15 protein-coding genes (1 of these 15 only partly in view) are annotated in these 18,737 nt (G+C 69.4%); 6 read left to right on the top strand and 9 right to left on the bottom strand.

The genetic code is table 11. The features are described 5' to 3' along the window. The 3 genes from K1T34_RS28865 to dnaE form a co-directional block, all read right to left on the bottom strand. A protein-coding gene (locus K1T34_RS28865) for a low temperature requirement protein A (RefSeq protein ID WP_220237912.1) crosses the window boundary here: on the bottom strand, positions 1 to 1,174 show its 5' portion. Its footprint begins 23 nt before the window's first position; 1,174 of the gene's 1,197 nt are visible here — the first part of the coding sequence; the start codon lies at positions 1,172 to 1,174; its stop codon lies off the left edge, out of view. 485 nt (positions 1,175 to 1,659) lie between these two features. Further along, the gene (locus tag K1T34_RS28860) at positions 1,660 to 3,135 is read right to left on the bottom strand and encodes an MFS transporter (RefSeq protein WP_220237911.1); all 1,476 of its coding nucleotides are present in this window, start codon (positions 3,133 to 3,135) and stop codon (positions 1,660 to 1,662) included. Next, positions 3,135 to 6,722 (bottom strand): DNA polymerase III subunit alpha, encoded by a 3,588-nt coding sequence (gene dnaE, locus K1T34_RS28855; RefSeq protein WP_220237910.1) that lies wholly within the window; start codon positions 6,720 to 6,722, stop codon positions 3,135 to 3,137. The genes K1T34_RS28860 and dnaE overlap by 1 nt, the downstream gene beginning before the upstream one ends. A 374-nt stretch (positions 6,723 to 7,096) precedes the next feature. Between dnaE and K1T34_RS28850 the strand changes: the two genes are divergently transcribed. From K1T34_RS28850 to K1T34_RS28840, 4 genes are read left to right on the top strand one after another with little or no spacing between them, the layout of a single operon-like run. Next, complete coding sequence (locus K1T34_RS28850) at positions 7,097 to 7,768, top strand: FadR/GntR family transcriptional regulator (protein ID WP_220247472.1); 672 nt, start codon at positions 7,097 to 7,099, stop codon at positions 7,766 to 7,768. Between the two features lie 5 nt (positions 7,769 to 7,773). After that, positions 7,774 to 7,902 carry a hypothetical protein gene (locus K1T34_RS53570; RefSeq protein WP_255637662.1) on the top strand — a complete coding sequence of 43 codons (129 nt, stop codon included), beginning with the start codon at positions 7,774 to 7,776 and terminating at the stop codon, positions 7,900 to 7,902. Continuing rightward, positions 7,899 to 8,861: an asparaginase gene (locus tag K1T34_RS28845; protein WP_255637661.1), complete on the top strand. Its 963-nt coding sequence runs from the start codon at positions 7,899 to 7,901 to the stop codon at positions 8,859 to 8,861. The genes K1T34_RS53570 and K1T34_RS28845 overlap by 4 nt, the downstream gene beginning before the upstream one ends. A gap of 60 nt (positions 8,862 to 8,921) precedes the next feature. Then, on the top strand, positions 8,922 to 10,547 hold the full coding sequence (locus tag K1T34_RS28840) for a CocE/NonD family hydrolase (protein ID WP_220237909.1): 1,626 nt from the start codon (positions 8,922 to 8,924) through the stop codon (positions 10,545 to 10,547). Here the strand turns inward: K1T34_RS28840 and K1T34_RS28835 are convergent. Both K1T34_RS28835 and K1T34_RS28830 read right to left on the bottom strand, forming a co-directional pair. Further along, on the bottom strand, positions 10,537 to 11,304 hold the full coding sequence (locus K1T34_RS28835) for a metallophosphoesterase (RefSeq protein ID WP_220237908.1): 768 nt from the start codon (positions 11,302 to 11,304) through the stop codon (positions 10,537 to 10,539). The two genes, K1T34_RS28840 and K1T34_RS28835, sit on opposite strands and share 11 nt — an antisense overlap. A 4-nt stretch (positions 11,305 to 11,308) precedes the next feature. Continuing rightward, positions 11,309 to 11,926, bottom strand: a complete 618-nt coding sequence (locus tag K1T34_RS28830; RefSeq protein ID WP_220237907.1) for a GntR family transcriptional regulator — start codon at positions 11,924 to 11,926, stop codon at positions 11,309 to 11,311. A gap of 45 nt (positions 11,927 to 11,971) precedes the next feature. Between K1T34_RS28830 and K1T34_RS28825 the strand changes: the two genes are divergently transcribed. Next, positions 11,972 to 13,177 carry an aminotransferase class V-fold PLP-dependent enzyme gene (locus K1T34_RS28825; protein WP_220237906.1) on the top strand — a complete coding sequence of 402 codons (1,206 nt, stop codon included), beginning with the start codon at positions 11,972 to 11,974 and terminating at the stop codon, positions 13,175 to 13,177. Between the two features lie 4 nt (positions 13,178 to 13,181). Here the strand turns inward: K1T34_RS28825 and K1T34_RS28820 are convergent, their stop codons facing one another. Continuing rightward, a complete protein-coding gene (locus K1T34_RS28820; protein ID WP_220237905.1) occupies positions 13,182 to 13,643 on the bottom strand; it encodes a MarR family winged helix-turn-helix transcriptional regulator in 462 nt (153 codons plus the stop codon). Between the two features lie 80 nt (positions 13,644 to 13,723). Here K1T34_RS28820 and K1T34_RS28815 point away from each other — a divergent pair, with 80 nt between their 5' ends. Beyond that, positions 13,724 to 14,275 carry a carboxymuconolactone decarboxylase family protein gene (locus K1T34_RS28815; protein ID WP_255637660.1) on the top strand — a complete coding sequence of 184 codons (552 nt, stop codon included), beginning with the start codon at positions 13,724 to 13,726 and terminating at the stop codon, positions 14,273 to 14,275. A gap of 169 nt (positions 14,276 to 14,444) precedes the next feature. Here the strand turns inward: K1T34_RS28815 and K1T34_RS28810 are convergent, their stop codons facing one another. The 3 genes from K1T34_RS28810 to K1T34_RS28800 all read right to left on the bottom strand — a co-directional run bounded on the left by K1T34_RS28810 (position 14,445) and on the right by K1T34_RS28800 (position 18,656). Further along, complete coding sequence (locus K1T34_RS28810) at positions 14,445 to 15,542, bottom strand: hypothetical protein (RefSeq protein ID WP_220237904.1); 1,098 nt, start codon at positions 15,540 to 15,542, stop codon at positions 14,445 to 14,447. 937 nt (positions 15,543 to 16,479) lie between these two features. Beyond that, entirely contained in the window at positions 16,480 to 17,424 is a 945-nt protein-coding gene (locus tag K1T34_RS28805; protein ID WP_220237903.1) for a hypothetical protein, read from the bottom strand. Beyond that, positions 17,421 to 18,656, bottom strand: a complete 1,236-nt coding sequence (locus tag K1T34_RS28800) for a helix-turn-helix domain-containing protein (protein WP_255637659.1) — start codon at positions 18,654 to 18,656, stop codon at positions 17,421 to 17,423. The genes K1T34_RS28805 and K1T34_RS28800 overlap by 4 nt, the downstream gene beginning before the upstream one ends. Positions 18,657 to 18,737 lie beyond the last annotated feature (81 nt).

Below are 18,737 nucleotides of genomic sequence, written 5' to 3'. Positions count from 1 at the left end.
GGGTCGCGAACACCGTCAGCGCCACCAACGCAGCCGCCAGCACCGCCGCGACGTGAATGGGCGCCGGCCCGAACGAAGCCGCCAGCACGAGCACCGCGGTGACCGGGTATCCGATCGCGATCTCCCGGCACTCGTTCGTCGGCCCGATGTGCAGCAGCCACACGCTCAGCAGGAACACCGCGACCGGCACCGTCACCGCGAGCGCCGTGGCGAGACCGCTGATCGCGCTGTGGTGCGTGTCGTAGTCCACCGCCAGCTCGAGGCCCGTCCCGACCGCCGCGGCGGAAGCGAAGATCAGGTAGTGCCCGTACCCCCAGCTCGACGTGCTCAGCAGCGACGGGTGACGCACGAGCCGCAGGTGCCCCGGCTGGTCGAAGTACAGCCACCACATCGAAAACACCAGCACGAGCCCCGCCGCGGCGAGCCCGATTAGCGTGCCGACGTGCTCGCCCTCGGACACGCCCTCCTTCACGGCGGTGGTGGCGCTCAGCACCACCTCGCCGAGCACGATCAGAGTGAAGAGCCCGTAGCGCTCGGCGATGTGGTGCGGGTGCCACGAAGTACCTCCCCGCGACTCCGCGATGCTCGGCACCGCGAGCTCGCAGACCACCAGCACCGCGAACACGATCGCCGCCGTGGTCTGAGGGAAGCCGATCAACGCGTCGGCGACCCACAACACCTGCACGACGGTGATCCCGCCCGCGTACCAGAGCGCCGTCGTGCGGCGTTCGGGATCCGATTTCGCGGCGCGCAGCCACTGGGTCACCATCGCGAGGCGCATCAGTACGTAGCCGACCATCACCACGCGGAAGTCGCCGTTGAACGCGCGGTCCACGCCGGCCGCGACGGTGAGGCCGCCGGCGATCTGCACGAGGGTGGCCAGCCGGTAGGGCACGTCGTCGGTGTCGAACGCGGAGGCGAACCAGCTGAAGTTCAGCCAGCCCCACCAGATCGCGAAGAACACCATCGCGTAGCTCAGCACACCGTGGCCGATGTGCCCTTCGACCAGCTCGTGGTGCAGGTCGGCGCTCGCGGCGCCCACCGCGACGACGAAACACAGGTCGAACAGCAATTCCAGCGGGGTGGACACGCGGTGGTTCTCACCGCTGTCGCGCGACCGCATCGGCCGGTACCACACCCGGAACCGCTGGACCGGAAAAATCCCTTGGGACATCGACGCTCCCCGCACTCACCCGACGAACGCCGCCATCCCAACACGGCCAAAGCGCTCAGGCGAGTACGACCCCCAACAGAGGGTGAAAGGGGAGAAAATCCGAGGTGAGAAAGGGCGGGCCCGGTTCCCCCTCTTCCGGACCCGCCCGAACGCCTTCGCCGCACTCCCTCGCCACCTCGGGGGCAATGCTCCCGGCGGTCGCCGTACGGTCCCCCGCGGACGCCGACGATCCGTTGCCTGGGAGGTGACCAAGAGTGTCCATTCCATGGAACTCCGGAACTCTCAGCCGCTCGCCCGATCGACCCATCCCCGGTCGATCGATCGAAATGCCACTGTAGGTAGCCAAAGTGTCGTGCTGAAGGCTCCATAAGGTCTACCCGGTTGCTCTGAGTAGCACCAGTGTCAAACGTAGCGTGTCACTCGGATGGAGCATCGCGGATTCGCTGAAAGTAATTCACCTGTAGTGCTGAGTGAGCGTGATCTGCTCACTGTCGGTGAACGCCGGCAGCCGCTTCCGCAGCGGCACGGTCCTCGTCACGCGCAGCCCTGTTGCGACGCGCCCGCAGCTCCAGTACAGCCAGCACGAGCGCGACGCACGTGAGCCCGGCCGAGCAGCACATCGCCGTGGTGAGGGCCAGCGAGTAGTCCCGGTTCGAGCCCACCACCACCGACTGGAAGACCGACGCCAGCACAGCCGTGCCGATCGCCGTGCCGATGCGCTGCCCGGTCTGCAGGGCGCCACCGGCGACGCCCGCCATCGACGTGGGCACGCACTCCAGCGTCAGCGTGGTGTTCGGCGCCAGCACCATGCCGCCGCCGATGCCGCCGATCAGCAACGGCAGCGCCACCGCGAACCCGGCCGCGGACGGCGGCACGAGCTCCACCACCAGCGCCACCAAGAGCAGCGCGAACGCCACCAGGCTCAGTCCCGTGACGGACAACCGGCGGCCGAACCGCGGCACGAGCCTGCCCGCGACCGCCGCCGAAACGGCCGAACCGATCGCGAACGGCGTGACCGAAAGCCCCGACTGCAGCGGCGTGTACCCCAGCCCCTGTTGGAAGAACAACGCGAAAACGAGCCAGATCCCGGCGAACCCGCAGAAGTACAGCGCACCCACCGCGGCGCCGGCCGAGTAGCCCGGCGTGCCCGTGAACAGCCGGACGTCCAGCAGCGGCGACCGTTCGCGCGCGACCACCCGGCGTTCCCACCGCACGAAACCGATGCCGAACACCACCGCCACGGGGAAGAGCCACCACAGCTTCGCGAGACCGCCCTGCTCCGATTCCACGAGTGGCAGCAGCACCCCGAGCACGGTGATCGCGAGCAGCGCGATGCCGACGAAGTCGATCTCCGAGCGCACTCGCATCGGCCTGCGTTCGGTCTTCGGCAGGAGCCGCATCGCCAGCACGAACGCGACGGCGCCCACCGGCACGTTCACGAAGAACACCCACCGCCAGCCGCCGGGGTCGCCGAACACCGCGAGGATCACGCCGCCCAGCACCGGCCCCACAGCCGTGGAGATCCCCACGACGGCGCCGAAGATGCCGAACGCACGGCCGCGCTCGGCGCCGCGGAACAGGTCCTGGATCAGGCCGCTGTTCTGCGGCGTCAGCAGGCCGGCCGCGCAGCCCTGGGCGAGCCGCGCGATCACCAGCATGGTGGGGCCGGTCGCCGCGCCGGCCAGCACACTCGTGGCCACGAACGCCGCCAGCGCGATGAGGAACATCCGGCGCCGGCCCAGCGCGTCGCCGAGCCGGCCGCCCGTGACCAGGACCAGGCCGAACGTGAGCGCGTAACCCGACACGACCCACTGGACCGTGCCGCTGCCGGTGTTCAGGCCGCGCTGCATCGCCGGCAGTGCCGTGTTGACGATGCTGACGTCGAGCAGCGTCATGAGCCCGGCCGCCAGCGTGACGGCGAGTGCCCGCCACCGGCGCGGGTCCGGCACGTACTCCGTCATCAGGTGTTGGCGGTGATCCCGGGGATGCCCTTGAGCTCACCGATGAGCATCGAACTGACCTTCACCGGGTAATCGTAAAGCGCGAACACGGTCTGGTTCTTGCCGACGAGCTTCAGGTGCACCGGGGTCTCGCCCTTGTGCGCCAGCAGCGTCGACTTGAGCTCGCTCACCACCGACTGGTCGATCTTCTCGGCGGCGGCCAGCAGCATCAGTGGTGGTTCCTCGTCGCCGTTGCCGATCTCGGACAGGTCCAGCGGCACGAGCCCGCCACCGAACACCGACATCTTGTCCTCGCGCCAGTTGACCCGGCCCTTGACCAGCACCGCGTTGTCCTCGACCAGGTCCGCGCCGAACATCGAGTACGCCTTCGCGAAGAACAGCACCTCGATGGCGGCGTCCATGTCCTCGACCGTGCAGATCGCCCAGGGCTCGCCCTTTTTGTTCACGCGCCGCTCCAGCGAGGTGAGCAGGCCCGAGATCACGACCTCGCCCTCCCTCGGCGGATCGGCGAGCAGGCCGGCGATCGGCTTGGGCGCGTGCTTGCGCAGGATGCGCTCGGCACCGTCGAGCGGGTGGGCGGACACGTAGAGGCCCAGCATCTCCCGTTCGTAGGCGAGCAGCTGCTTGCGCGGGTACTCCTCCTCGCCGAACTTCAGGTGCGCGAGCGGCGACGAGGACGGCGTGGCCTCGGCCGAGTCGTCGTCCCCGCCGAAGGAGCCGAACAGGTCGAACTGGCCCATGGCCTCCTGGCGCTTGAGCGGGACGACGGCTTCCACCGCGTCCTCGTGCACCTGGATCATCGACAGGCGAGTGTGGCCCATCGTGTCGAACCCGCCGGCCTTGATCAGCGACTCCATGACCCGCTTGTTGCAGGCCACCAGCTCCGACTTGTCGAGGAAATCGGTGAACGAGGAGTACTTGCCCTTCTCCTCGCGCGTCTTGATGACCGACTCCACCACGTTGGCGCCGACGTTGCGCACGGCACCCAGCCCGAAGCGGATGTCGGTCCCGACGGCCGCGAACCGCAGGGCCGACTCGTTGACGTCCGGCGGCAGCACCTTGATGCCGAGCCGGCGGCACTCCGACAGGTAGATGGCCGACTTGTCCTTGTTGTCACCCACCGACGTGAGCAGCGCGGCCATGTACTCCGGCGTGTAGTTCGCCTTGAGGTAGGCCGTCCAGTACGCGATCAGGCCGTACGCGGCCGCGTGGCTCTTGTTGAACGCGTAGCCGGCGAACGGGAGGATCGTGTCCCACAGCGCCTTGACCGCTTCGGGCGAGAAGCCGCCGGGCAGCAGGGGACTGGCCTTCATGCCCTCTTCGAAGCCCTCGTACTCCTTCTCGAGGACTTCCTTCTTCTTCTTGCCCATGGCTCGGCGCAGCGTGTCCGCTCGGCCCATCGTGTAGCCCGCGACCTTCTGCGCGATCTGCATGATCTGCTCTTGGTACACGATCAGGCCGTAGGTCTCGGACAGGATCTCCCGCAGCGGGTCCTCCAGCTCCGGGTGGATCGGCGTGACCTTCTGCCGGTTGTTCTTGCGGTCGGCGTAGTCGTTGTGCGCGTTCATGCCCATCGGGCCGGGGCGGTACAGCGCGAGAACCGCGACGATGTCCTCGAATCCGGTCGGCAGCATGCGGCGCAGCAGGTCGCGCATCGCGCCACCGTCGAGCTGGAACACGCCGAGCGTGTCACCGCGGCCCAGGAGCTTGTAGGCCTCGGGATCGTCGAAGCCGAGGCGGTCGAGGTCGATCTCCTCGCCGCGGTTGGTCTTGATGTTGGCCAGCGCGTCGCCGATCACCGTGAGGTTGCGCAGGCCCAGGAAGTCCATCTTCAGCAGGCCGATGTTCTCGCACGACGGGTAGTCCCAGCCGGTGATGATCGAGCCGTCGTCGCGCTGCCACACCGGGATCGCGTCGGTCAGCGGCTCGCTCGACATGATCACCGCGCAGGCGTGCACACCGGCGTTTCGGATCAGGCCCTCGAGCCCGCGCGCGGTGTCGAAGATCGTCTTGCACTCCTCGTCGGTCTCGACGAGGGCACGGACCTCCGCGGCTTCGGCGTAGCGCTCGTGCTTGGTGTCGACGATGCCGGACAGCGGGATGTCCTTGGCCATGATCGGCGGCGGCAGCGCCTTGGAGATCTTGTCCGCGATCGAGTAGCCCGGCTGGCCGAAGTGCACGCGAGCCGAGTCCTTGATCGCGGCCTTGGTTTTAATCGTGCCGAACGTGATCACCTGCGCGACGCGGTCGGCGCCGTACTTGTCGGTGGCGTAGCGGATCATCTCGCCGCGGCGGCGGTCGTCGAAGTCGATGTCGATGTCGGGCATCGACATGCGCTCGGGGTTCAGGAACCGTTCGAACAGCAGCTTCTGCGGGATCGGGTCGAGGTTCGTGATGCCCAGCGCGTACGCGACGAGCGCGCCGGCGGCGGAACCGCGACCGGGGCCGACCAGGATGCCGACCTCGCGCGCGTGCTGGATGAGGTCGGCGACGATGAGGAAGTAGGCCGGGAAGCCCTTCTGCTCGATGACGCCGAGCTCGTAGTCGCAGCGCTCCTCGTAGCCGTCGGGCACGCCGGCCGGGAAGCGCCACCGGAGGCCCTCGGCCACTTGGTGGCGCAGCCACGTCGCCTCGGTGTGGCCCTCGGGCACCTCGAAGACCGGCATGCGGTCCTTGTGCGAGTAGACCTCTTCGTAGGACTGCACTCGCTCGGCGATCAGGAGCGTGCTGTCGGCCGCGCCCGGGACCTCCTTGTCCCAGTACTGCCGCATGTCCTCGGCCGACTTGAGGAAGTAGCCGTCGCCGTCGAACTTGAACCGGGTCGGGTCGTTGAGCGTCTTGCCCGCCTGCACGCACAGCAGCGCCGAGTGCGTGTCGGCCTGGTCCTTGGTGACGTAGTGCGAGTCGTTGGTCGCGAGCGGCTTGAGGTCGAGCAGCTTGCCGACCTCGAGTAGGCCCTCGCGCACGGACCGCTCGATCGGCAGGCCGTGGTCCATCAGCTCGAGGAAGAAGTTGTCGGCGCCGAAGATGTCCTTGTAGTCCGACGCGGCCTGGATCGCGGCCTCGCGCTGGCCCAGCCGCAGGCGGGTCTGCACCTCGCCCGACGGGCAGCCGGTGGTGGCAATGATGCCTTCGTGGTTCTCCGCGATCACCTCGCGGTCCATGCGCGGTTTGCGGTAGTAGCCCTGGATCGAGGCGACCGACGAGAGTTTGAACAGGTTCCGCAGCCCGGTGGCGTTCTCGGCCAGCATCGTCATGTGCGTGTACGCGCCGGCACCGGAGACGTCGCCGCCCTCACCGAACTCGTCCGAGCCGCGCTGGCTGGCCTGGCCCCAGAACACCGGCTTCTTGTGGAAGCGGCTCTCCGGCGCGATGTAGGCCTCGATGCCGATGATCGGCTTCAGGCCGTGCTTCTTGGAGGTCTGGTAGAACTCGTCGCCGCCGTACATGTTGCCGTGGTCGGTCATGCCCACCGCGGGCATGCCCAGCCGCGCCGCCTCGGCGAAGAGGGGTCCGATCTTCGCCGCACCGTCGAGCATCGAGTACTCGGTGTGGACGTGCAGGTGGACGAAGGAATCGTTCGACACCAGCGAAAACCTCCCCTAGGCAGACGGCTTCCCGGTTGTTGCTGCGGCGCGGCCCGGGGTCCTCCACCCTAGTCCGCGCTCGCGCTGTGCGGCTCGGTAGGGATCCTCTCTCCTCACCCGCCCGCCGCGCCCGCCGACATGCCGCCCGGGGCCCGACGAAACCTTCGCGGGTGACGCCACGGCGACACCCTCGCACGCCCCACCGACAGAACCGGGGCGAGTGAACCGGCCCACAGAATTCCGGTGATTCCCCCAGTCCGGATGTGGCAGACCTCCACCTGACTTGACACCGGTTCGGCGGAACTTCACGATCTCGTTCCATGAACCTGTCTGACAGCCAGACAGCCGGACAAGGCCCCCGTCGCGTGAGCGCCATGGAGGCTGTGCTGGCCTACCTGCGCCGCGCCATCGAACGCGGCGAGTACGCCGTGGGCGACAAGCTGCCGTCCGAAGCCGCGCTGAGCAAGGAGTTCGAGGTCAGCCGCTCGGTGATCCGCGAGGCGCTGCGCGGGCTGCAGGCGCTCGGGCTCACCGTCTCCCGCACCGGCAAGGGCACGTTCGTCACCGCGACCGGCCCGGCCGAGAACCCCACTTTCGGCGACTATTCGGCCCGCGACCTCATCGAGGTGCGCCGCCACGTCGAGATCCCCGTGGCCGGCTACGCGGCGCTGCGCCGCGACGCCGACCACCTCGACCTGCTCGGCCACCTCGCCGAGCGGATGGAGCTCGAGACCGACAACACGGCGTGGGTGGCACTCGACTCGCTGTTCCACATCACCATCGCCCAAGCCTCGGGCAACCCGGTGTTCGCCAAGGTCATCGAGGAGATCCGCGACGCGCTGGCCCGCCAGTCGGCCTTCCTCAACCAGCTGGGCGACCGGCGCGCGGAGTCGAACGTGGAGCACCGGCGGATCGTCACGGCGATCACCGAGGGCTCCGAAGAGGCGGCCGTGGCCGCGATGACGGCGCACCTCGCGCACGTCGAGCAGGCGCTGACCACCATCGTGCGGCCGGGCCGCACGGCGAAGCAGAACAGGAACGACTGAAAAACGTGAGTGCGCAGACCCTTCCGTCGTCCGGCGAAACGGAGAAGCACGCCGACGCCGGTGACGCCGGCTACAACAAGGCGCTGAAGTCCCACCACATCTCCATGAGCGCGTTCGAGAAGGCCGAACGGTGAGCACTCCCGAACAGCGCGTGCCGCGCCACGTCCCCCTGGTCCACCTCGTGCGCGACGGCATGGTCGAAGGCGTGCACCACGGTTCGGTGATCGCCCTCGCGCCGGACTGGTCCACGCTCTTCTCCGCCGGCGACCCGGACGTCGCGATGTACCCGCGTTCGACGGTGAAGCCGCTCCAGGCCACGGCGATGGCACGGCTGGGCCTGCGGCTGCCGCCTGCGGGGTTCGCGATCGCCGCGGCCAGTCACTCGGGCGAGCGCCGGCACCTCGACGCCGCGGCCGCCGTGCTGGCCGGCCATGGCCTGACCGCCGAGGACCTCGGCAACCCGGCCGACTACCCGTTCGACCCGGTCGAACGCGACGCGTGGGTCGCCGAGGGCCGGCCGCCCGCGCGCCTGGCGCACAACTGCTCCGGCAAGCACGCGGCCATGCTCGCCACCTGCCGGGAGCAGGGCTGGGACCCGCGCACGTACCTCGAGCCCGGGCACCCGTTGCAGCTCGCGATCCGCGCGACCGTCGAAGACCTCACCGGGCAGACCGTGCCGCGCGTGGCCGTCGACGGGTGCGGTGCGCCGCTGTTCGCAATGTCGCTGCGGGGACTCGCCCGAGCGGCCTCGCGGCTGGCGACCGCGGCGCCCGGCACACCGGAAAGCCTGGTGGCCCAAGGGATCCGGCAGCACCCGGACCTCGTGGGCGGCACCCGGCGGGACGTCACCGCGGTGATGCGCGCGGTGCCCGGGCTCCTCGCGAAGGACGGGTTCGAGGCCGTGCAGCTCGCCGCGTTGCCCGACGGCACGGCCGTGGCGCTGAAGATCGCCGACGGCGGCGATCGCGCGCGGCATGCCGTGCTCGCGGCGGCGCTGGAGCGGTGCGGGGTCGACGCCGGCGTGCTCGAACCGTTCACGAACCCGGCGCTGCGGGTGACCGCGGAACTCGAGGGCCGCCCGCGCGCTGCGTGACCCCGCTCACGCGAGACGGGTAGCTTCGAAAGCGTCCGGCTTGGTGAAAGGGGTAAACCTGTGCTGCAGCGCATCGCCGACCTCCTGCTCGGTCTCCCGAAGGCGGAGGGCCCGGCCCCCGTCGCCACCAAGGGCCTGCGGATACCCATGCCCGACGGGGTCCACCTCGTGGCCGACCGGTACACGCCGGCCGGCCGGCGTTCGGGGCCGGTCGTGCTCGTGCGCACGCCGTACGGGCGCAGCGGGCCGATCGCCGCGCTCTTCGGCAGCGTCTTCGCGCGCCACGGCCTGCAGACAGTCGTGCAGAGCACGCGCGGCACGTTCGGCTCCGAGGGCGAGTTCCGCCCGTTCCACCTCGAACGCGAGGACGGCATCGCCACCGCCGAGTGGCTGCGCGAGCAGCCGTGGTGCGACGGGCGGCTGGCGACGGCGGGCCTGAGCTACCTCGGGCACACGCAATGGGCGATCGGGCCCTACCTCGACCCGCCGCTCGAGGCGATGGCGCTGGGCGTGACGGCTTCGGAGTTCGTGAGCACGTTCTACCCGGGCGGGGTGCTCGCGGCCGACAACATGGTGTCGTGGTCGGCCATGATCGGCCGGCAGGAGGAGCGGTTCGGCGGGCTGCCGAACCCGGTGCAGACGCGCAAGACGCGCCGCGCAATGGCGCACCTGCCGCTGAACGCCGCCGATGTGGCCGCGATCGGCAAGCAGGTGCTGTTCCTGCGCGACGTGACCACCCACGCCGAACCGGACGACGGCTACTGGGCCATGTCCGACCACAGCGCGGAGGTCGCCGGGCTCACCGTGCCCGTCAGCATGGTCACCGGGTGGTACGACCTGTTCATCCAGGGGCAGCTGCGCGACTTCCGCACGCTGCAGGACGCCGGGCGCGCGCCGCGGATCACGATCGGGCCGTGGGCCCACGGCGACCCGGCCAGCCTGCGGATCTCCGTGCAGGACCAGGTCGGGTTCCTGCGCGCGCACCTGCTCGACGACCGCGCGCAGCTGCAGCGCTCCCCCGTGCGGCTGTACCTGCAGCAGGCGGCGACCTGGCTCGACTTCGACGCGTGGCCGCCCGAGTCCACGGCCACCGACTCGCACCTGCGGCCGATCGGCGGCCTCGGCGAGGTGGTCGACGGCGAAGCCCGGCCCACCGCGTTCACCTACGACCCCGCCGACCCGACACCCGCGGTCGGCGGGCCACTGCTGACGGGCACCAACAAGCAGCAGGACAACAACGTGGTCGAGGCCCGCGACGACGTGCTCGTGTTCACCGGCGAACCGCTGATCGCCGACCTCGACGTGATCGGCGAGGCGAGCGCGACCGTGTTCGTGCGCACCGAACTCGGCCACGCCGACGTGTACGTGCGGCTCTGCGACGTGGACCAGGACGGGCGCTCCCGCAACGTCACCGACGGCATCCTCCGGCTGCGGCCCGGCGCGCCCGAGGCGGACGCCCACGGGATCGTGACGGTGCGGGTTCAGCTCGACCCGACGGCCTACCGGTTCCGCCGCGGCCACCGGCTGCGCGTGCAGGTGGCGGGCGGTGCGTTCCCGCGCTTCGCCCGTAACCACGGCACGGGCGAACCGGTGGCGAGCGCCGTCGACGGCAAGGCGAACCGGTTCGAGATCTTCCACGACGCGGCGCACCCGTCGCGGGTCACGCTGCCCGTCTTCAGCCGCTGAACGGCACCACCCGCTGGTGGGTGGTGAGCCGGCCGTCGTCGTGCCGCACGTGCAGCAGCAGCGACGGCGGCCGCTCGAGGTCGATCGGCCCGCCCTCGGCCCAGGAGCGGTCGGCGCCGGGCTCGACGGGCAGCAGCCCACCGGAGACGACGCCCGGGGCGACGCGCACGGGCACGCCCGCGAACGTGGTGGCGGCGCCGGTGTGGACGTGGCCGCAGAGCAGCGCGAGCACCCGCGGGTGGCGCCGCAGGACCTCGGCGAGGCGGTCTTCGCCGGTCTGGCGGATGGCGTCCACGAGCGGGATGCCGACCTCGACCGGCGGGTGGTGGAACGCGACGAACGCGGGACCGTCGTGGGCGGTGAGCGCTTCGTCGAGCCACGCGAGCGTCGCGTCTTCGAGATAACCCGCGCCCTCGCCGGGAATCGTCGAGTCGCACATGGCCACGAGGACGCCGTTCACATCGGTGGCGACATTCACCGGGGCGACGCTCGCCGGCTCGCCGAGCAGGACCTCGCGGAAGGCCTCGCGCACGTCGTGGTTGCCAGGACACGTAAGCACGGGCGCGGGGTGCTTGAGCAGCTCGGTCGCGCGGCGGTACTCCTCGGGCAGGCCGTGGTCGGCGAGGTCGCCCGTCACGAACACGGCCTCGACCGGGCGCTCGAGGGCGCGCAGGTAGTCGAGCACCGCGGCGGCGCGCGCGTCGGCGCGTTCGCCGCCGTCGAGGTGGATGTCCGACAGGTGCGCGAAGACCTTCATACGTTCAGCTCCGTTCGAGGTACGCCAGTGCCTTGACCCAGTTGCGCACGAGCAGCGCCGTCGCGCCGGGCCCGTCGCCGGAACGCAGCGCGTCGGCGATCCCCCGGTGCTCGTCGATACTCTCGGCGGCCCGCTCGGGGCCGCCGAAGTACACGGATTCGTAGCGTTTGAGCAGAGGTTTGGTCTGCTCGATCAAGCGCAGCAGGTGCGGGTTGCCGCAGCGGGAGAGCAACAGCTCGTGCCAGCGATCGTCCACAGTGGACAGATCGGCGCCGGCGGGCCGAGCCGCCATCTCGTCGGCGATCGCGTCGAGCGCGTCCGGCAGGAGGGTCAGGTCCAGCGGCGAGGTCCAGCGCAAGGCGAGCGACTCCAGCTCGGCGACCAGCGGGTAGAGCCGCCGGGCCTCCTCCGGGTCGAGCGGCGCGACGAGGAACCCGCGACCGGGCGCGGCGACGAGCAGCCCGCGGTCGGCGAGCCCGATCAGCGCTTCCCGCAGCGGCGTGCGGCTCACGCCGAGCTCGCGCGCGAGGTGCACCTCGTTGATCCGGGCGTCCAGCCGGCCGTCGAGCACGCGCGCGGTGATCTCCTCGATGAGCTCACCCCGCAGGAGTCGCTTGGTCATCCGCGCAGTATTGCATACAGACTGGCCCTACTGTATTCAGTTCACATGGTCAGCATCCAGCCCGCCGACGTGGCCCGCGCCCGCGCCGAGACGCCCGGCTGCACCGGCGTCGTCCACTTCAACAACGCCGGTTCGGCGCTCCCGCCGGCCCGCGTCACCGACACGATGGTCGACTACCTGCGAGCCGAAGCGCTGGTCGGCGGCTACGAGGCCGCCGCGGCGGCGGCCGAGCGCACCGAGGCCGTGTACACGTCCGTGGCGAGGCTGATCAACGCCGCGCCCGAGGACATCGCGATCACGGACAACGCGACACGCTCGTGGCAGGCGGTCTTCTACGCGCTGCGCTTCGGCCCGGGCGACCGGATCCTGACCTCCCGCGCCGAGTACGCGAGCAACGCGATCGCCTACCTCCAGGTGGCGCGCCGCACCGGGGCGCGCGTGGAGGTGGTCGCCGACGACGAGACCGGCCAGCTCGACGTGGCCGACCTGCGCCGCCTGATCGACGACGACGTGAAGCTCATCGCCGTGAGCCACGTGCCGACGCAGTGCGGCCTGGTGAACCCGGCCGAGGAGATCGGCAAGGTCGCGCGCGAGGCCGGGATCCCGTTCCTGCTCGACGCGTGCCAGTCGGCCGGGCAGCTCGACCTCGACGTGGAGCTGCTGCAGTGCGACGCACTGTCGGCTACCGGCCGCAAGTACCTGCGCGGGCCGCGCGGCACCGGCTTCCTTTACGTGCACCCGCGGCTGCGCGAGCAGCTCGAGCCGGCGATGCTCGACCTCCACTCGGCCAGCTGGGAGTCGCCGGACGAGTTCGTGGTGGACCCCACGGCGAAGCGGTTCGAGGTCTGGGAACGCGACTACGCGGCCGTGCTGGGGCTCGGCGCGGCCGTCGACTACGCGCTCGAATGGGGCCTGCCGGCGATCGAGCACCGCGTGGCCGAGCTGGGCGCGACGCTGCGCGGCCGCCTCGGTGACCTCGACGGCGTGCGGGTGCACGACGTCGGCGCGCGCAAGTGCGGGCTCGTCGCGTTCAGCCTCGACGGCCTCGGCGCGGAGCAGGTGAAGGTGCGGCTTTCGGCCGCGAAGATCAACACGAGCGTGACCCACGCGACCTCGGCGCAGTACGACTTCACCGCCCGCGACCTGCCCGACCTCGTCCGCGCGTCGGTGCACTACTACAACACCGAGGGCGAGATCGACTTGCTGACGAGCCAGGTGGCGAAGCTGGCCCAGGAGTCGCGCAACGGCTGACGCGCTACCCGGCGAACCAGCCCGCGACGTCGAGCCGGAAGCCGCCGCCGGTCATGGTGCGCAGGTCGGCTTCGAGGGCGCGGACGCGGTCGGCGCCGAGCTCGCCCACCCAGTTCGCGCGCAGCGTTTCGAAGATGGCGGCGGAGCGGGCGAGGGAGTCGATGCCGCGCGGGGTGAGCCGCACGAGCTTGCGGCGGGCGTCCTCGGGGTCGTCGGCGCGCTCGGCGTACCCGAGCTGCTCCAGGCGGTCGACGGTCTTGCCCGCGGCCTGCTTCGAGACGCCGAGCCGCTTGCCCAGCTCCGACGCGGTGGCCCCGCGCGGTCCGATGGCCTGCATCGCGAAGCCGAACGCGGGGCGCACGTCGGGGTGCCCCTGGCGGGCGAGCTCGGCGTGCAGGTCGTCGATCAGCGTGCGGAAGCCCGAGAACAGCAGCAACGGCAGCTCGAAGCCGGGCGCGTCAGCCATGCCGCTTGCCAAATTCGACAACCAGGTTTACCTTCTGGAATTCGACAACCACGTTGACGACTTTACCCCAGGAGGGTTCCGTGCCGCACTTCCCCGAGCACACCGCCGAGACCGCCCCACCGGCCGCCCGCCGCGCACTGGCCGCGACCGAAGCCCAGTTCGGCTCACTGCCGGCCGCCGTCGCCCGGTTGGCGACGTCGCCGGAGCTGCTGAACGGGTTCCTCAAGCTGAGCGCCCTGTTCGAGACCACCACGTTGTCGCTGCTGGAGCGCGAGACGCTGATCCTGGTGGTATCCACGCGCAACAGCTGCCACTTCTGCGTCGCGATGCACACCGCGAAGCTGGTGCAGCTCGACGCGCCGGCTTCGCTGATCGCCGCGCTGCGCGCGTCGGCGCCATTGCCCGTGCCTCGGCTGGAGGCGCTGCGCCAGTTCGCCTTGACCACGTTCGCGACGACCGGTGATGTGCCTGCTGCTGACCTCGACGCGTTCCTCGCCGCCGGCTACACCCCGCGGCAGGCACTCGAGGTGGTGCTGGGCATCGGCGCGTACACGCTTTCGACGTTCGCCAACCGGCTCGTGGCCGCTCCCCTGCACCCGAGCCTGACCGAGCACGCGTGGACCGCCGCCTGACAGCGTCGGTCCTCGTCGGGTCCTCGTCGGTCTCGGAAGATCACCCGTTTGCCGCAGTCTCCGACGTATCCACCGGGGCCCGCCGAGCCTCCTACTCCACGTTCGCCCGCGACGCGCACCACGCGGCCGGGCCTGTCGAGGGGGCAGGCCCGGCCCCGGTCCGCCGGCCTCAGAACGGCGGCGGCTCCACCGCGGTCCACTCCCGGTAGTGCTTGATCGCCTCGCGGATCGCGTAGGCCGCCGCCAGCACGGCGATGATCCAGCCGGTGACGCCCTGCGGGAGGACGTAGTCGCCGTTCGGGGCGGTGAGGTAGCCGTAGACGTAGTTGCCGGCGAGGTACAGCAGGCCCATCCACGGCTGGGCGCCACGGGTCATGATGTTCAGGCAGGTGATCGACCCGAGGAGGATGCCGGCGACGCCGATGACGGCGCCGACGACCGAGAGGCCGGCGCCGGCGTCGAGGGCGTAGCCGATCGCCACCAGGGCGAGGGCGCCGAGGGAAGCCGGGTGGGACAGGGCGCGCCAGGCGGATCGGCGGGTCGACCAGTTGACCATCATGAGCAGCAGGATCGAGAAGCTCACGACTGCCGGCCCGGCGAGGACGCCAAAGCCGCCGTTGAGGAGCTCGTCCGAGGTGGGGCGGTCGCCGTCGGACAGCAGCCGGGGCACGATCGCGCCGGCGAACAGCGAGGCGTCGACCAGCGTGCCGACGAGCCAGAGCCGGGTCGTCTGGATCGGCCGCGGCGGCTCAGGCTCGACCAAGACCGCGATCCCCGCCGCCTGCAGCGCCAGCAGCTCGTGCCGTTCCCGAAAACGCCACGAGTAGTACCCGGCGGCCGCCAGGAGCACGAGCCCGGCGAACAGCAGGAGAATCGGCCGCGGGAAGTCCACGAGGTTCTGCAGGCGCGCATGTGATTCGGCGTCCCCGAGTTCGCCGGCCACGACCGCGGTGCCGGCCACCGCCCCGAATCCCGCCGCGGCGAGCACCCAGGCGGCCAGCGTGAACGGGAACGCCGGCGAAAACCCCGCCCGGCGCCGCCGCCTGGAGGCTTCGACGTACCGCGCCGACGCGACCTTCCGCCCGGCCCGCAGCACCACCGCTCCGACCACTGCGATTCCCGCCAGCACCAGCGCGGGCGTCCACTCCACCCTCGACCGGCTCAGCGCTCCGTCAGCGACGGCCGCCGTGCCCACCGCGGTGCTGAACAGCAGCGCGAAGAATCCGAACGTCCCGCTGACCCGCCGATATGCACGCTGCGCGTCCACTCGTCCCCCCACCGCAGACCGGCGACCCTCCGATCACGCCGGTCCAGCGTAGGGCCACTCCGCCGCGCCGGTCTCGACCCGTCCCCGACCGATCACCAACCGTTACAGATCAGACAAAGACGACCCCCGCCGGGGGCAGCTCCGGGCGCACCCCCCACGACCACCGCCGGAACGTCCGGCGCCGCCACGACCACCCCAGCCGACGACCGCCGGAACCCGGGAGACCACCCACGCAAGCCGACCACCGCGGGAATCCGGAGACAACCCACCCAAGACGACAACCGCGGGAATCCGGGGGCAAGACCACCCAAGACGACCACCGCGGGGTCCGGAGGCAAGACCACCCAAGACGACCACCGCGGGGCCCGGAGGCAAGACCACCCAAGACGACCACCGCGGGGCCCGGAGGCAAGACCACCCAAGACGACCACCGCGGGGTCCGGAGGCAAGGCCACCCAAGACGACCACCGCGGGGGCCCGGGGGCAAGACCACCCAAGACGACCACCGTGGGGGCCCGGGGGCGAAGCCCGCCGGGCGGGGTTTGGGGGTTGCACCCCCAAAAGACACCGTGGGACGACCCAGTCCGCGCGTTCCGCGGACACAGTCCACCCAGAGGACCGCGTGGGCGCAGCAGGGTTCGAACCTGCGACCGCTCGGGTGTAAATTAAGGGCTTCCCCTCTCGCATGTGCGTTTTTCCTGCACTCACATGGTTTTGACGTCCAACATCGTTCAGATCTGTCCACGGTGGGTCACACCCGTTGGTGTCAGAACTGGATGTCATACCCAGAGGCTGAAACACGGAGAACGCGCGCCGAGTGCGGCCAGCCTTCCGCCACGTGGCCGCCTCCGGCGATCCCCTGCGTTGGCGGCGACCGCGGCGGTGGAACGGGGACTCTCACCGGTTGAGGTGAGTTCGGACCGCTCCACACTGCCGGTCAGGGGTTGGCCAAACTCGCGTCCGCCTGCTCCTTCGCCGCCTCGATCCGCTCGTAGACCCTGGCAGGGCCCATGTCGGCGGTTTCGTTGATCAGAAACGCAGGGGTACGCGAAACGATAATACGCTGTCCATCCATCGCAAAGAATCGAAGATCCACACCCAGATTAAGCTCATCGCGGACACTGTAGCTAAAATCACGGGCCCAGAATTTCATATACACGACACAACCTTTAAAGTCCGCGATCCCCGCCGAGGTTCCAGACGCTCGAATCTCCGCAGAGCTGATCACTCGTCTCAGTACGACTGTTTTTGCGCCACGCTGAGGAACGATAATATCGTTTCCCCGGAAGTCACCAAGGACATCGAACTCCCCAATATCGATCACATTAATTCGCGCGGGGTAATCCGAAACATTGACCGCATCAACAGTTATTGTCACCACGAATAGGAAGTCTTCGGCTGACGGAATCTCTGTCCCGTCTTTTGGTTCGTAATTGTGAAGGCGAGCCTCAGGATCGAAAGCTAATCTACTGGCCTCCTTAGGTAACGCCGCTATGAGCGGCGCCGGGCTAAGCACCTCCTCATTATAAGTGATGCCAGCCAGGCCGGAGTATCCGTCCCGGGTTCGAAGATAGACGTACGGAGCACGAGCATCTAGCTGGGCTTTAATGAACCGTTCTTCCGCCGCCTGGACTTGTAACAGTTCTCTATTTTCCGCGCGATCGGCGCGCTCATCGGCAGCTGCCGCACGCTCCTCTTGCCTTTGCGTAGCAGCTTCCGCGATTCTGACCTGCTCATACGCAGCTTCCACTTGCCGCTCGGCCGCTTGGACCTGCTTCTTCGCGGAGCCCCAGGATTTGGCCGCATAGACCGCGGCGGTCCCCGCGAAGCCCATCGCGAGGGCGGTCGAGACAGCGGATATCCAGTCCGTAGCGTCGCTCATGAGGCCGGCCGCTGGATTGCCCGCAGCTGCTCCAGGTACTCCGTCGCTTCGCGCTCACCGGGATAGCGCTCGCGCAGGACGTCCGCCAGATCCTGCGACACCATCGCCAGAGACGGCAGGGACTTGCGACCGCTCCCGATCGCCTTCCGGCCGTAGCTCACGGCCTCATCCAAGTCACCCTCACGAGCTGCGACGACGCCCAGCGTGATCTGAGCTTCCGCGATGCGCATCGGCCAACGATCCTGGTTGTTGAAGCCCGAGCTGACCCTGATCACCTCGTCCGAGAGCTCACGCGCCATCCTGTCTTCGCCCACATGCCGGTAGCAGTCCATGACGTAGAAGTCGTACTTGGACGGATCAACCACGAAGTGATTGTCGATGTTCGACGGATACTCCATCTTGTCGAGCGCGACGCGGCCACGTTCGAGGGTGCTTTCCATCTCCTCGCGACGCCCCATTCGTGCGTACGCCTTCGCCTGCTGTGCAATCAGCTGAACCGATACGCTGTGATTTTCAGCTGCCGCCTCGCCCGCCTGCCCAGCCGCGACCACGCCACGGTAATCGCCTGCAGTCAAAGCGAACCACGCACTCATTTCGTGAGCCCACCCGAGAATACCGGGGCTTCCGACTTCACGTCCGAGACTGAGAGCCGCCTGCCGGGTCGCCTCGGCCGCGCGGCGGTCGCCGAGGTCATATTCGAGGCAACCGACCAGGAGCGCCAGCCAGCCGGCCAATTCCAACGTGTCGCGTCGCTGACGGAAATTGAGACGTTGCTCCTGCATTTCGACTAGTCGTCGAAGCCACTGGCGACCCTCTCCGATCAGCTCGAAGGGCGGCTGTCGCGCGTACTCGGAGCAGAGCTTGTCAACTGTGATGCGAACGGCTTCAAGGGTGGCATCGTTCACGTCCGATGCCTGAAGCCGGGACACGATTTCCAGTGTGTCCATGCCGGTGGCATTGAGGATTTCCAGACCCGCCTCCGGCTTTTCCTCGGGCGGGAACAAGGACTGCGTGACGGTGTTGAGAGTCGCCGCGATGATCGGCGCGTACTCGCGGCCAGGCTTGTTCTCCCCCAGTTCCCATGCCTTCCAGCGCCGCGCCAGATGGTCGGTCTCAGGCAGCGCCCGTGAGGAGTGCCGGCGCATCTGCTCCGCTGCCTCCGTCTGGGACCAGCCTCGCGCCTCCCGCATCGCCCGGATGCGCTTGGCCCACGACGGTTGGTCGTCACTCATCCTGCGTCCCTCTCCCTCACAGCCGACTGACCTGCACTTCCAGTGTGGCACCCGCGCCAAGTGTTACGCGGTGATGCGCTG

Origin of the sequence: Amycolatopsis sp. DSM 110486 (assembly GCF_019468465.1) — a bacterium.
GTDB lineage: Bacteria > Actinomycetota > Actinomycetes > Mycobacteriales > Pseudonocardiaceae > Amycolatopsis.
This window is presented reverse-complemented; position numbering and strand designations above follow the sequence as displayed.

Excerpts from the sequence above, each read along its gene's own strand:
- K1T34_RS28850 (WP_220247472.1), top strand. The coding sequence starts at position 7,097 with ATGGAGGCTGTGCTGGCCTACCTGCGCCGCGCCATCGAACGCGGCGAG.
- K1T34_RS28860 (WP_220237911.1), bottom strand. The coding sequence starts at position 3,135 with ATGACGGAGTACGTGCCGGACCCGCGCCGGTGGCGGGCACTCGCCGTC.
- K1T34_RS28805 (WP_220237903.1), bottom strand. The coding sequence starts at position 17,424 with ATGAGCGACGCTACGGACTGGATATCCGCTGTCTCGACCGCCCTCGCG.
- K1T34_RS28830 (WP_220237907.1), bottom strand. The coding sequence starts at position 11,926 with ATGACCAAGCGACTCCTGCGGGGTGAGCTCATCGAGGAGATCACCGCG.
- K1T34_RS28800 (WP_255637659.1), bottom strand. The coding sequence starts at position 18,656 with ATGAGTGACGACCAACCGTCGTGGGCCAAGCGCATCCGGGCGATGCGG.
- K1T34_RS28820 (WP_220237905.1), bottom strand. The coding sequence starts at position 13,643 with ATGGCTGACGCGCCCGGCTTCGAGCTGCCGTTGCTGCTGTTCTCGGGC.
- K1T34_RS28825 (WP_220237906.1), top strand. The coding sequence starts at position 11,972 with ATGGTCAGCATCCAGCCCGCCGACGTGGCCCGCGCCCGCGCCGAGACG.
- K1T34_RS28835 (WP_220237908.1), bottom strand. The coding sequence starts at position 11,304 with ATGAAGGTCTTCGCGCACCTGTCGGACATCCACCTCGACGGCGGCGAA.